10 protein-coding genes and 2 pseudogenes are annotated in these 13,263 nt (G+C 40.9%); 9 read left to right on the top strand and 3 right to left on the bottom strand.

Annotation, left to right across the window (positions count from 1 at the left end; all coding sequences use genetic code 11):
* Positions 1 to 117: 117 nt before the first annotated feature.
* The gene (locus FFM68_RS11575) at positions 118 to 1,200 is read left to right on the top strand and encodes a DUF3089 domain-containing protein (protein WP_137619466.1); all 1,083 of its coding nucleotides are present in this window, start codon (positions 118 to 120) and stop codon (positions 1,198 to 1,200) included.
* Positions 1,201 to 1,270: 70 nt separating this feature from the next.
* Here the strand turns inward: FFM68_RS11575 and FFM68_RS11570 are convergent.
* Positions 1,271 to 1,675 (bottom strand): annotated as a pseudogene (locus FFM68_RS11570) (SIS domain-containing protein); the annotation flags it as partial.
* On the opposite strand from FFM68_RS11570, the pseudogene FFM68_RS13335 reads away from it, so the two are divergent.
* The 6 genes and pseudogenes from FFM68_RS13335 to FFM68_RS11540 all read left to right on the top strand — a co-directional run.
* A pseudogene (locus FFM68_RS13335) lies at positions 1,669 to 1,755 on the top strand (methionine synthase); the annotation flags it as partial. The pseudogenes FFM68_RS11570 and FFM68_RS13335 sit on opposite strands and share 7 nt — an antisense overlap.
* 162 nt (positions 1,756 to 1,917) lie before the next feature.
* Positions 1,918 to 2,871, top strand: a complete 954-nt coding sequence (gene trhO, locus FFM68_RS11560) for an oxygen-dependent tRNA uridine(34) hydroxylase TrhO (protein WP_137619521.1) — start codon at positions 1,918 to 1,920, stop codon at positions 2,869 to 2,871.
* Positions 2,872 to 2,960: 89 nt separating this feature from the next.
* Positions 2,961 to 3,572 (top strand): hypothetical protein, encoded by a 612-nt coding sequence (locus tag FFM68_RS11555; RefSeq protein ID WP_137609893.1) that lies wholly within the window; start codon positions 2,961 to 2,963, stop codon positions 3,570 to 3,572.
* Between the two features lie 168 nt (positions 3,573 to 3,740).
* Positions 3,741 to 4,445, top strand: coding sequence for a helix-turn-helix domain-containing protein (locus FFM68_RS11550; RefSeq protein WP_137619465.1), 705 nt, complete (start codon positions 3,741 to 3,743; stop codon positions 4,443 to 4,445).
* A 187-nt stretch (positions 4,446 to 4,632) separates the two neighbouring features.
* Positions 4,633 to 5,808, top strand: coding sequence for a glycoside hydrolase family 3 protein (locus FFM68_RS11545; RefSeq protein ID WP_137619464.1), 1,176 nt, complete (start codon positions 4,633 to 4,635; stop codon positions 5,806 to 5,808).
* A 156-nt stretch (positions 5,809 to 5,964) separates the two neighbouring features.
* The gene (locus tag FFM68_RS11540) at positions 5,965 to 7,194 is read left to right on the top strand and encodes an MFS transporter (RefSeq protein ID WP_137619520.1); all 1,230 of its coding nucleotides are present in this window, start codon (positions 5,965 to 5,967) and stop codon (positions 7,192 to 7,194) included.
* Positions 7,195 to 7,253: 59 nt separating this feature from the next.
* Here FFM68_RS11540 and FFM68_RS11535 read toward each other — a convergent pair whose 3' ends face one another.
* Both FFM68_RS11535 and FFM68_RS11530 read right to left on the bottom strand, forming a co-directional pair.
* Entirely contained in the window at positions 7,254 to 9,008 is a 1,755-nt protein-coding gene (locus FFM68_RS11535; protein WP_137619463.1) for an ABC transporter ATP-binding protein, read from the bottom strand.
* Positions 9,005 to 10,729 (bottom strand): ABC transporter ATP-binding protein, encoded by a 1,725-nt coding sequence (locus FFM68_RS11530; RefSeq protein WP_137619462.1) that lies wholly within the window; start codon positions 10,727 to 10,729, stop codon positions 9,005 to 9,007. Before FFM68_RS11530 ends, FFM68_RS11535 begins: the two co-directional genes overlap by 4 nt.
* A gap of 235 nt (positions 10,730 to 10,964) precedes the next feature.
* Here FFM68_RS11530 and FFM68_RS11525 point away from each other — a divergent pair, with 235 nt between their 5' ends.
* Positions 10,965 to 11,750, top strand: coding sequence for a putative ABC transporter permease (locus FFM68_RS11525; RefSeq protein ID WP_137619461.1), 786 nt, complete (start codon positions 10,965 to 10,967; stop codon positions 11,748 to 11,750).
* A 195-nt stretch (positions 11,751 to 11,945) separates the two neighbouring features.
* Positions 11,946 to 13,142 carry a 3D domain-containing protein gene (locus FFM68_RS11520; RefSeq protein WP_137619460.1) on the top strand — a complete coding sequence of 399 codons (1,197 nt, stop codon included), beginning with the start codon at positions 11,946 to 11,948 and terminating at the stop codon, positions 13,140 to 13,142.
* Positions 13,143 to 13,263: the final 121 nt, after the last annotated feature.

The raw sequence follows: 13,263 nt of genomic DNA, 5'->3' as shown, positions 1-13,263 counted from the left end.
TTTTCTGCTTTTTTACTCGCTTCAGTTCTTTTTATTTCGTTAAATCCACACAAAATTTGTCATACAAAATGAAACTCACCTATAATAGAAGACATAAATCTATTCTTGGAGGACACAATGAAAAAAATTATCATTGGATTAATCGTGATCGTACTTGGTGCTGGCGGCTATTACGCCTACACTACTATGAATAACAAAGAAACACCAAAACAAGAAACGCGTAAAACATCGATCAAACAAGTGGAACCGAAAAAAGCTGGAGAGACGATCAAAGCTAGCGACTACAGCAATTCGGATAACTGGCTGGCTAAGCCGACCGAAATCACGAGTCAAGCAGATGTCTTCATGTTATACCCAACAGCCTATGCCCAAAAGAATGAAAATTCATCCCCTATCGCTAAAATTGGCGACGCATCAATGCAGGCTGGGGCACAAGTGTTTTTAGCTAGTCAAGGGTCTGCCTTTGAAACAAGCGGCAATATCTTTGCGCCGTATTACCGTCAGTTAGATGCTAATTGGCTGTATTCAAAATCAAAAGCGGAACAAAATGAATATGTCGACGGTGTGCCTAAAGCCGATGTGTATGCGGCTTTTGATTATTACATCAAAAATGAAAATAACAATCGTCCATTTATTTTAGTCGGTCACTCACAAGGGGCTCGGATGATCAAAGCGATCATGTATGATTATTTCAAAAATAATCCAGGGGTCAGCGACCGAATGATTGCAGCTTATGTCCTAGGTCAATCGGTTACCCAACAAGAGATGAATGACAATCCACAAGTGAAATTTGCGACAGGACCAGATGATACGGGTGTCGTAGTATCCTATAACACAGTTGCTCCTAATTTTTCCGGTGAATTACCAACCTGGGATGAAGGCGCGCTAGCAATCAATCCAATTAATTGGAAAACAGACGGCACTCCAGCAACAGCTGAGGAAAACTTAGGTTCTTATGTCCGCAGTGAATCTGGCGATTATACGAAAGTCATGAATCTTGCTGACGCAACCGTCGATACTACAAGAGGTCTGGTTGTTTCTTCAACAGTGAATCAAGCCGAGTATGAAATGCCGGAAAGCACTCGAGAGCTTTATCCAGCGGGATCGTATTTAAATAATGATATTAGTTTCTATTACTACAATCTGCAGCAAAACGCAGAAAATCGTGAAGCGCAATACTTTGCGGCCCATCCGCAATAAAGTCTATCAACTAAAAAACGCTCAAACCATTTTAAGGTTTGAGCGTTTTTTTATTTTAGTATCAGACTGATTAATCCAAGCTCTTATCCAAAATTGAGCGGAGGACAGTTTCTCTTAATTCAACAGAATTTACATCATTTTCAACTTCATATTTTTGAACAAGCAGATCGCATAAATACAATTGCGAGATTTTTCCTGCCAATGAAGCGCCGTCTAAAAATTCCTCGATTGCCGTTTGCAAGACGATGTCTGCCAGCTGAGCGATGGGCGAGAGCAGATAATTGGTGATTGCGAGGATCTTCGCGTGATTTTTTTTCGCGATATTTAATGAATCATACGTGTCTTTAGTTCTTCCAGAAAGTGAAAAACCGATGACTAGATCTTGTTCGGTCAATAGTGAAGCAATCTGCGCTTGAAAATGTGGATCAACAACTGAGCGTGCTTGGACGCCTACGCGCAATAACACCCCATGAAGGAAATAAAGTTACTGAAGCTGATCAATGGGAAAAATTGAAACTAGTAATCGAAACGGCGAAAGAAGTTTGGAACGATTAGCGAAGCGGGGGTGTGACAGAAGTCTTGTCACGCCTCTTGTTTCTTGAAGCTGCCCACTTCTGTCGCAATCTCATTTTGTAAAAAGATCCACAAGCACCAAGTTCGAAAAAATGATTTTCATCTCCTATAGTAAGGAAAGAATGAAAGAGGAGGAAAATCATGATGGACTATCGTGTTTTGCTTTATTATAACTATACAAAAATTGAAGAGCCGGAAATATTTGCTAAAGAGCACTTGGCTTTTTGCCGTAGTTTGGGGATCAAAGGCCGCATATTAGTTGCTCCAGAAGGAATTAACGGGACACTTTCAGGAACAAAAGCAGCGACGGATCGCTATATGCAGCAGTTATTGTCAGATGAACGTTTTAAAGATACTTATTTTAAAATAGATAAGAGCACCGGTCATACGTTCAAAAAATTATTTGTCCGTCCACGAACCGAATTGGTGGCATTGCATTTAACTGAAGATGTTGATCCGCAGCAACTGACGGGAAAATATTTAGAACCGCAAGCATTTCGTGAGGCTTTGCTCGCCGAAGATACTATCGTGATTGATGCTCGCAATGATTATGAATATGATCTAGGTCATTTTCGCGGAGCAATTCGTCCTGAGATCCATAATTTTCGCGAATTGCCAGCATGGATCCACGAGAATAAGGAACGATTTATGGATAAAAAAATCGTGACGTATTGTACCGGCGGGATTCGTTGTGAAAAATTTTCTGCTTGGCTGTTGCGGGAAGGTTTTGAAGATGTCGCCCAACTTCATGGCGGAATTGCGGCTTATGGAAAAGATGAGGAAATTCGCGGCGAACTTTGGGATGGAAAAATGTATATTTTTGATGAGCGGATTGGTGTAGAGATCAATCAAGTGGATAAAAAAGTTGTCGGGAAAGAGTGGTTTGACGGAACGCCTTGTGAGCGCTACATCAATTGCAGCAATCCTGAGTGCAATCGTCAGTTTCTTGTTTCTGAAGAAAATGAAGAAAAATATTTAGGTGCGTGTTCGATCGATTGCGCAAAACATTCGAAAAATCGTTACGTAAAAAATCATCAATTGCCAGCGAGCAAATGGGCGGATCAGCTGAATTTTTTAGAAAAAATACAAAAGAATTGATATCGGCCTCCTAACTGTCTTGACACATCTGCTTTTTTAAACTAAACTTAGGAACGAATTAAGTGTCTTGACATATCAAGGAGGATGAAATGAAAAATAATTCTGTTAGAAATTTGACGATCTCGGCGTTATTGATTGGATTGGGGATCTTGATCCCAATGGTCATGCCCAAAATTGTGATCGGACCAGCATCATTTACTTTAGCGAGCCACGTACCAGTATTTATTGCGATGTTCTTCTCACCGTTAGTTGCGATTGCGGTCGTTTTTGGAACGACGTTTGGCTTTTTTATCTCAACGACACCCATTATCGCGTTACGGGCGTTCTCTCATTTGATCTTTGCGGTGATTGGCGCAAAATATTTGCAAAAACATCCTGAGATCGTTTTGAAAAATGGAAAATTCACGTTAGCAAATGGCCGTTTCCAAGTTTTCAATTTAGTGATCGGCGGCATTCATGCGGTTGCTGAAATGCTTGTAGTCTCAGCGTTTTATTTCATGGGGAATATGCCAGATACTTTTTATTCGCAAGGTTATCTGTATACGATTTTTCTCTTGATGGGAGTTGGCGGATTGATCCACAGCTTGGTTGATTTCAATATCGCTTACTTTGTGGCAGGTGCGTTGTACAAGCAGTTCAACTTGCCAATCTTTGAAAAAGCAATCAAACAGGAAAAGAAATTGAAAAAAGCAATCGTTTAAACCATGATTATTATCATGGTTTTTCTTTATTTCAAATTAATAAAAACGAGATAGTTTGAAATGTTCATAATTTTATTTTATATCATCTAAAAAAAGACCTTTTATTTGCTGAAATTTAAGTTATATTCTAGTCATAATCATTATTAATTAGAAAATGAGGGTGGCTAGATGATCAGAGTTTTAGTTTTGACCAAAAATATTTTAGCAGAAGAAATTATCACTAATAAATTGCAATATTTAAATTATGAGGTTTTTTGTTCTACCAGTATTTTAGATGAGCTCCAAATGAATGGGCGAATGACAGATTTAGTGGATTACTTTCCAATCATTATTATTGGTGAAACAATCTCAAGTTATGAGATGGAATGGCTGCTGCCTAAACTGAGCAATCGAGGACAAAGTATTTTACGCGAAGTGGATCATCCGCTTAGTGAGAATGATCGCGCAGCATTAAAAGAACACGGGGTGAGCGGTGCCGTTCAAAACAGCGACTCAGTCGAATCGTTGCGTGAGCAGTTGGCAGAAGTGGCTGCGCAATATCGCGTTCGGACATTTACGCCGATTATTTCGGAAAAAGAAACCATCGCTGAAAAAGAGCAAGGACTTTCAGCTTTGACCTTGGTCAATCTATCTTCACTTGAGCTGCAAGTCTTGGAGAAATTGCGTAATCAATGCGGCGAGATCATTTCTCGTGACGAGTTGTGCCTATCGTTGTGGGGCAATGTTTCGCAGTCTCGTTTAGCTCAGCTGTCTTCTTTGATAAAAAATATCAAATTAAAGCTGGAAACACTTGAAATGGATCGCGAAGTTATTCAAACGATTTGGGGCAAAGGGTATCGTATTCGAAAAGAAGGCGCGATTCTGAATAAATAGTAGTGTCGAGAAAAAGTGATCCTGCTTTTTCTTGGCACTTTTTCATTTGCAAACTTAAAACGCTGCGTTCTTTCTGCCAGCTATGCTAAAATGAATCATATCCTAGTTCATATGCTTGTACCTTTTAAATGAACGAAAATTTGAGGTACTGGAATCGAACAATTATTTTAACTAAGGAGTAAGAAAAGTGAAAAAAAATATTTTGGTGAGTTTGATGGTTTTGTCGGCGGTCGTACTTTTAGCCGCTTGTGGAAATTCAGGTTCGAAGCCAGCGACTAAATCGAGCAAAACAACGGACTCAATAGCAGAAACGCAAACATCCGAATCTACAAAAACGGAATTGACAGTGACGGAAAAAGTTGATCAACTAATGCAAGAAATGACGTTGGAAGAAAAAGTCGGGCAATTATTCATGGCTCGTGTGCCGGAGCAAAACCAAGTAGCGGATATCCAAACGTATCATCTCGGCGGTTATTTGCTGTTTGATCGCGACATGGAAGGCAAAGGCCAAGCTGAAGTAAAGCAAGCCATCGCAAGTTATCAGTCAGTCAGCAAAACGCCGCTGTTTATCGGATCAGATGAAGAAGGTGGCAGCGTTAGCCGTTTAAGCAGAAATCAAATCGTCTCGCCGGCTTTTAAAAGTCCACAAGCGTTGTACAAAGAAAACGGCTGGGAAAGTATCACTCAAGAAATTGATCGGAAAGCCCAAGTTTTTGCGGAGTTAGGCATTCAGTTGGGAATGTTTCCGGATGCGGACGTATCAACGGACCCGCAATCATTTATCTATGATCGAACGATTGGAATGGACGCGGCTGGAACTAGTCAGTATGTCAAATTAAGCGTGGAAGCAATGAAAAAACAAAAACTTGGTTCGACGTTGAAACATTTTCCAGGTTATGGCAATAATCGTGATTCTCATGTGGAAATTGTGACGGATGATCGTTCAATAGAGGAATTACGAAAAAATGATTTCTTGCCTTTTGAAGCGGGAATCAAAGCAGGTGCTGACAGCATCATGGTTTCTCATAATATTGTTAAAGCCATTGACGGGGATTTCCCCGCTTCAATCTCAAAACCGGTACATGATGTGATTCGCAACGAGCTCGGATTTACTGGCGTAATCATGACAGATGATATGGACATGGCGGGGCTGGCAAACTTTATTTCTCAAGAAGAGGCTGGATTGCAAGCGTTAAAAGCTGGAAATGATCTAATTTTATCTTCAAGTTACAGCACGCAGATTCCCTATGTTTTAACTGCTATCCAAAATGGAGAATACAGTGAAGAGCAATTGGATCAATCAGTTGCCCGTTTATTGAAGTGGAAAATCGAATTAGGTTTGATGGAGACAATTAAGCAGTAGCAGACGAAAAGCTAAATAATTAATGGCACTAGAAAAATTATTATAAATTAGGAGGGATTTTTATGTATTCTATTCGCTTGAGAAATGAACTAGTGATCAAATAATCAGCGTTTGACGAACTTCTTGTTTGTTCAAATGACAAACAAAGGAGCAATTATGGAAAAACAACAATGGAGAAAAAAATATTTAACGATTTTATCTGGTCAGACGGTATCTTTGATTGGAAGTTCCGCCGTCCAATTTTCCCTGATCTGGTGGCTGACTAACGAATCAAAATCAGCGATCATGCTGTCTTTAGCCGGGTTATCGGCGTATTTGCCTCAGCTATTCTTAGGACCTTTTGTCGGTGTTTGGCTTGATCGACTGAAGCGAAAATATATTGTGATTTTTGCGGATTTATTCATGAGTCTAGTCGCACTCGTTTTATCCTTTTGGTTTTTATTAGGAAATCCGGGCTATTTAGTTGTGATCGCAGCATTGTTTTTACGAGCGTTGGCAAATGTTTTTCACACACCTTCGATTCAAGCAATTGTCCCATTATTAGTCCCAGAAGAAGAGCTGGTCCAAGCGAATAGCTGGAATCAATTTTTGCAATCCGGTGCGTTTATGTTAGGTCCGGTTATAGGTGCAGCAATGTTTGCTGTAATGCCTTTATGGCTGATTTTGTTAACGGATTTGATTGGTGCTTTAGCAGCCTGTGTGACGTTATGGATTGTTGAAGTTCCCGATGTTCCGCGCAGTGAAGAAAGTATGCAACATTATTTGAAAGAGTTAAAGGCTGGTTTTGCTGTCTTTAAAGAAGATCCGCCGCTGTTAGTAGTGACATTCTTCTCCTTTTTTATTATGATTTTCTATTTGCCATTGGGCGTTTTATTTCCTTTGATGACAAATGTGCACTTTGAATTATCGGCCTGGTTTGCCAGTATAGTTGAATTTTCTTATGCTGTTGGAATGATGCTCAGTGCCTTTTTAATCGGAATAAAGAAGAATTGGCAAGAAAAATTACTAGCTTCTCAACTAGCAAATGTCGGTTTGGCTATTACATTTATCGGCAACGGATTAGCTCCGGCAAATCTAACTGGTTATTGGCTGTTCATTTTCTTCTGTGTCTTGATGGGCGGTGTTGGGAATCTATACAATATTCCGTTTACTTCTTACTTACAAGAAACAGTCCCGCCAGAAAAATTAGGACGCGTCTTTTCACTATTTGGCAGTGTGATGTCAGGTGCGATGCCGATTGGTCTATTGTTGGCTGGACCTTTATCAGAAAAATTTGGAATTGCTCGGTGGTTCTTGATTTCAGGTTTTCTAACACTAATCATCAGTCTTTTATGTTTGGCGTTTTACCGTCGAGCGAGGGTAAAAAAGAATCAGCAGGCGAGTTAATTTGCCTGCTGATTCTTTTTGTCTACAACTTGAATCGTAATTATTCTATGGAAAGGTTATCAGCTCTGAGAAAATTGGGCTTGGTAGAGTTTCTTATAATAGCCGTTTTTTTGCAGCAATTCGTGATGCTGACCGATCTCGACGATTCTTCCGTGATCGAGTACGAGGATCTGATCGGCATTCTGAATCGTTGATAAGCGATGAGCGATGACGAAACTCGTATGATCGTTCATCATAGCGAGAAAAGCCCGCTGAATTTTTTGTTCGGTCAGCGTATCGACAGAACTAGTGGCTTCATCAAGGATCAGCATGGCTGGACGGCTGATCATGGTGCGCGCGATCGTCAATAACTGTCGTTGACCATCAGAAAGTTTGATTCCCGCTTCACCTACAAGTGTGTCCAATTTGTCAGGTAAGCGCATGACAAAATCGTACATGTAGGCATCTTTTAAAGCCGCGTAGATTTCTTCATCGGTTGCAGATTTCCGACCGTAGCGTAAGTTTGCTCGCAAACTAGTGTCTAACAACCATGTTTCTTGCAGGACTATCCCGAATTGCCGGCGCAAGCTGTCGCGGGTCAATTGGCGAATGTCGGTCCCGTCGATTGTAATTTTACCTTGATCGACTTCATAAAAACGCAGCAGCAAATTCACTAAGGTCGATTTTCCGGCACCGGTTTTTCCGATGATCGCGATCGTTTCCCCCGGCTCAACAGTCAAGTTGAAGTCTTCAATCAGCGGTTGATCTTTTTGATAGGAGAAAGCCACCTGATCAAAAACAACTTTTCCTTCCGCTGTAGACAAAACACGTGCAGCAGGATCATCTGCTTGTTCGATCGGTTCTTTTAATAATTCAAATGAACGATCAAGCCCGGCGACCGCTGTTTGGATTTGGATCGTGATCCCAGAAAGTTCGATAAAAGGTTTGGTGAATTGACTGGAATAGATCGTGAAACTGGAAATGATCCCGATCGTCACATCGCTGTTTGTTTTCAACGCTAATAACCCTCCGACAAGGCCAACGGTCAAATAGGCCAGATGATCGACAAAACGTGAAGCAGGATTGGTTATGGCAGAAGCAAACTGAGCTTTTTGCCCCCGCACATATAATTCTTGGTTCAACGCTTCGAAATTCACTTGGTTTTGTTCTTCACGTTGAAAGGCTTTGACGATTTTTTGATTGCCGACCATTTCTGTAATGAAACCTGAGATCGAACCGACTAATTGTTGCTGGCTAGTGAAGTATTGCTGAGACGTTCGAGCAACGATATACGTCAATAAAAAGATGACAGGTGTCGCTGCTAAGACAACTAATGTCAGCAATGGACTAAGAAATAACATAAAGACTAAAGCAACTAAAACGACAGTCATTCCAGAAAAGACTTGATTAAAAACGGCTGAAATCGCAGTTGAAATAGTATCCATATCATTAGTAAAACGGCTGACGATATCACCTTTAGAACTTTGATCGTAATAACTTAAAGGCAATCGATTCAGATGAGCAAAAGTTTCTTCCCGCAATTTAGCGACAGAATCAAAGGCGACAGTATTTCCTAGACGTTGAATAAAGTATTGGCTGACGACCGTCACTAAAAAGATTCCGATAAACAATTGAAGAATCTGAAAGAGCCGCTCAAAATCCACGGCACCTTGATTGACCATCTGATCGACAGCTACCCCGATATAATAAGTCATCAGTACAGAAGTGATCCCGCTGGCGATGCCTAAAACAATCGCAGCGATCAACTCTTTCGGATAAGCCGCAAGATAAGGAAGAAATAATTTTAACGAACGAAAGAAATTCTTTTTGATCATTGGAGTGCCTCGCTTTCTGCTTGAGATTCGACCAACTCTTGATAAAGTTCAGAAGTTTGCAAGAGTTCCTCGTGGCGGCCCTGAGCCGCAATTCTCCCATTATCCAGCAACAAGATCGTTTCAGCAGCTTGAAGCGAGCGAAGGCGCTGGGAAATAATGATGACGCCACAATCTAGATCGCGTTTTAACGCTTGCCGCAAGTCTAAATCAGTTTGATAATCCAAAGCAGACAATGAATCATCTAAAATCAAAAGTTTTGGTTTGCGGATCAACGCGCGGGCAATCGTCAAACGTTGCCGCTGTCCACCGGAAAAGTTTTTCCCATTTTCTAAGATGACAGTATCTAAACCCTCCGGCAGTGTTTCAACAAATTCAGCGGCTTGAGCGGTAGCCAGTGCCGCCCAGCATTCTTCATCGGTGGCATTGGATTTTCCCCATTGCAGATTTTCGCGAATCGTTCCGCTGAATAAAACAGCGGTTTGCGGAACGAGCGCGATCATTGAACGTAAATTGTCTAACGACCAGTCTTTGACATTGCTGCCGGCAAAATAAATCGCTCCTGCATCGGTATCATAAAATCGTGGGATCAAACTGATCAACGTCGATTTGCCGCTGCCAGTCACGCCGGTAATGCCAAGAATTTTATTTTTTTCCAAAGTAAAAGAAACAGCCTGCAAAGCTAGTCCTGATTTTTCAGTATAACGAAAGTCTACATTATCAAATACAACTAATGGAGCTTGTTCAGCTGTTTGGTGTACGGTACCAGAATCGATCAACGTTGAATCGGTGGCAAAAACTTCATTGATTCGATTGGCTGACGCTGCTGCCCGAGTAAAAAGAATGACTAAGTTTGAGACGACGATCAAAGCTAAGAGCATTTGATTCATATAATTGATCAAAGCTAAAATCTGTCCTTGTTCCAAGTGTCCAATATTTACTTTAAAACCGCCAAAATAAAGCAAAGCGACAACACCAGCGTTCATGATCAAAGTCGTAGTAGGAGAAAGTAGTGCCGAGATATTCGCAACATTTTGATTCAAACGAGAGATTTCTTCGGTTTCTTTAGTAAAATGATCGGTCTCGGTCTTTGTTCGAGCAAAGGCACGAATGACCCGCACACCGCTTAGATTTTGAGTGACCAGCTGATTCAATTGATCTAATTTTTGCTGGATCTTTTTGTATAAAGGAATTGAAAAATGGATGATCAAAAATAAAATCAGACAAAACAGCGGCAATAAAATCAAGAAAATGAGCCCCATCTGCCAATCAATATAAAAAGCCATAATGACAGAACCGATACTTAAAAAAGGCGCACGAACGACTAAGCGGATCAACATCGCTAAAGCACCTTGCATTTGATTGATGTCGTTAGTCATACGAGTGATCAGAGTATCAGTCCCAAAGCGGTTCAGCTCTTGATGTGAAAAACGATTGATTTTTTCCATCAGACGATTTCGCAGAACCGTTCCGAATCCTTGCGAGGCAATCGACGCATAATATTGACAGATCAGCGCACAAATCAGACCGACAAGCGATAGTCCCAACATAGCGATTGTCATCTCGATTACCTTTTCTTGATCGTGCTGCGCGATGCCTTCATCGACTAAGCGGGCCATGAATAACGGCAAGATCAGTTCGAAGACGGCTTCTAAGAATTTGAAAAAAGGGCCGAGGATAATCTCCTTGCGATAATTTTTAGCATAACGTAAAAGTTGAAACATATTCGTTCCTCCAATAAATAAAATAGCTGACACGTAAAATAGAATTGCTTCTATTGTAACGTATTTGTCAAACCGTTCCGAAAGTTAAACGCTGAAAGCCGAAATTTCGAGCAGTTCTTTTGGGGCAAGATGTTAGCTGATTGGGAAAGTTTTCAAACTCAGTTAAACGATTTATAAAAACTAGCATTTTCTTGCTATCCGTGGAATAATTGAGTTCGAGAATAGGGGGCATAAAATGGAACGAGAATTTACCAACGTGGTGCTATTATTTTTTTGTTATTCGCTGATCGGCTGGTTGTGGGAGACGGTCTATTGTTCGCTCAAAGCGAAACATTTTGTGTATCGCGGTTTTTTATTGGGCCCGATCACGCCGATTTATGGTTTTGGAGTCGTCGGCGTTTTATACTTGATCGAGCCGTACCAGCAGAATCTCGTCTTGCTGTTTGTCTTAGCACTACTATTAGTGACGGTATTAGAATATCTCACGAGTTTTCTATTGGAAAAAATCTTTCATTTATCACTCTGGGATTATAAAGACGTACCGTTGAATATCAACGGCCGAGTTGCAGTACCGGTATCGATTTTTTGGGGATTGGCCTGCGTTTTCATTGTCCGTGTTTTAAATCCGTATCTAATGAACCTAATTACTGATTGGCAACAGCGTTTTGGTATTTTTCTGCCAATGATTTTATTAATGATCACAAGTTTTGATTTAGGTTTCACCTTAGCGAACCTAGCTTCGTTACGCCAAGCAATCAACAAGATGAATTTGACGATCCAAGACAAAAAAGAACAGCTTTCTTCTGACTTTGGTGAATTGAAAGTCGCGGCAGAGGAGCGTTTGCAAAATCGTCAATGGCTGACAGAAATCAAAGAACAACCAGAGTGGCGCAAACAATTACCTAAGTTGAATTTTCAAGAACGCCGCTTTTTGAATGGTTTCCCAAATATGAAATCAAAAGATGTAACAGGTCCTTTAGCAGAGATTCGGCAGTTAGCGAAAGAGTTGCGGAAAAAATAATATTACAAAAGCATGACAAAAAGATTGTTCTGGCGATGCTTGCGGGAACAATCTTTTTTCTGTAGCCAAAACAAAATAGACTGCGATGTATTTAAAATCGCTTTGTTTTGTAATGAAATGTAATATTGCTGAAACAAAAAGCCGTCTTTTTTTTCGTATAATAACGAAGGGTAAATAGAAAGGTGGACTTTTTAAGTGAAAAAGCAAATGTTTGGGTTCGCAGCGACACTGTTGTTAGGCGCTAACGTACTTTTACCAGTCTTTGCACAAGCAGAGTCACTGAATGAATTAGATAAAAAAGAATCTGCGATTACTCGTCAAAGCGATAAAATCAGCGGAGAATTACAGATCGCATTGAATGATGTCAATGAAAAATATCAAGAAGTCAATGAGATTCGAACAAAGATCAGCCAAAATGAGGCGATTTTGAAAAAAACAAAAACCGATATTGCAGAAACAGAGCAAAAGATCGAGCAGCGGAAATTGGCAATCGCTGAACGGATGAAAACGGCGCAAGTCAATAGTATGACCAATCGTTCCATCACGGCATTATTGGAAGCTAAAGATCTAGGCGAATTTCTGGACCGGGCATTTGCGATGTCGGTGATCCAAAATACAGAAAAAACAAAAGTAGCCAGCTTAGGCGAAGCTAAAGATAAATTGACCGAGTTGAAAGTTACGCAAGAAAAGACACAAGTACAACTAAAAAAAGACAGCCAAAGTCTTGAAGCTGAAACGACTAAACTGGACAATAAAATGGCGAATTTAAAACAAGAACTGGCCGATAACAAAACAAGCTTAGAAAAAATCAGCCAAGACAAAGAAGTCGAGAAAGCCCGGCAAGCTGCTGAAAAAGCGCAAAAAGCGCAAGCGGAAAAAGAAGCGAAAGCCGAAAAAGCGGCTCAAGCAGAAAAGGCTGCACAAGCCGCAGCTGCGAAAAAAACAGAGGAAGCAGCCAAAGTTGCAGCAGCACAAGAAAAAGTACAAGTTGCTTCACAGGCAGCTTCACAAGTTTCAAAACCAGCTAGTTCACAACAAACGACGACAAGTGAACAACCAAAACCGGCAGCCGAAAAGCCGGCTGAACCAAGCACGCCGACAACTTCTGGTCGGACCCTGCAAATGGAATCGACTGCGTATTCTTGCGCGGAGTCAGTCAATACTTACTTTACGGCGATGGGAATCGATTTACGCCAAAATCCGCAAGTCGTCGCGGTCGATCCAAGCGTCATCCCACTAGGATCAATGGTGGAAGTCTCTGGTTACGGAATTGCGATTGCGGGCGATACCGGCGGCGCGATCAAAGGAAACATTATCGACTGCCACTTCTCAACTGTTGAAGAGTGTATCCAATGGGGCCGCCGCTCTGTCACAGTCACAGTTATTAGTTAAAGGAAAGAACCGTTAACTCAAACGGTTCTTTTTTTATAGTTACAAGTCGGGTTCTTAATTCACCTGATCGTTAATGCCAAGTGCAGCGAACGATTCCGAACCATTAAATAGTTTGCCAATA

This window comes from Enterococcus xiangfangensis (assembly GCF_005405365.1).
Classification (GTDB): Bacteria; Bacillota; Bacilli; order Lactobacillales; family Enterococcaceae; genus Enterococcus_A; species Enterococcus_A xiangfangensis.
The sequence above is the reverse complement of the archived record's forward strand: the minus strand, read 5'-3'. Positions and strand labels throughout refer to the sequence as shown.

Bases quoted from the DNA above. Each gene is read 5' to 3' on its own strand.
- trhO (WP_137619521.1), top strand. From the start codon at position 1,918: ATGGACTATCGTGTTTTGCTTTATTATAACTATACAAAAATTGAAGAG.
- FFM68_RS11550 (WP_137619465.1), top strand. From the start codon at position 3,741: ATGATCAGAGTTTTAGTTTTGACCAAAAATATTTTAGCAGAAGAAATT.
- FFM68_RS11530 (WP_137619462.1), bottom strand. From the start codon at position 10,729: ATGTTTCAACTTTTACGTTATGCTAAAAATTATCGCAAGGAGATTATC.
- FFM68_RS11555 (WP_137609893.1), top strand. From the start codon at position 2,961: ATGAAAAATAATTCTGTTAGAAATTTGACGATCTCGGCGTTATTGATT.
- FFM68_RS11525 (WP_137619461.1), top strand. From the start codon at position 10,965: ATGGAACGAGAATTTACCAACGTGGTGCTATTATTTTTTTGTTATTCG.
- FFM68_RS11540 (WP_137619520.1), top strand. From the start codon at position 5,965: ATGGAAAAACAACAATGGAGAAAAAAATATTTAACGATTTTATCTGGT.
- FFM68_RS11535 (WP_137619463.1), bottom strand. From the start codon at position 9,008: ATGATCAAAAAGAATTTCTTTCGTTCGTTAAAATTATTTCTTCCTTAT.
- FFM68_RS11575 (WP_137619466.1), top strand. From the start codon at position 118: ATGAAAAAAATTATCATTGGATTAATCGTGATCGTACTTGGTGCTGGC.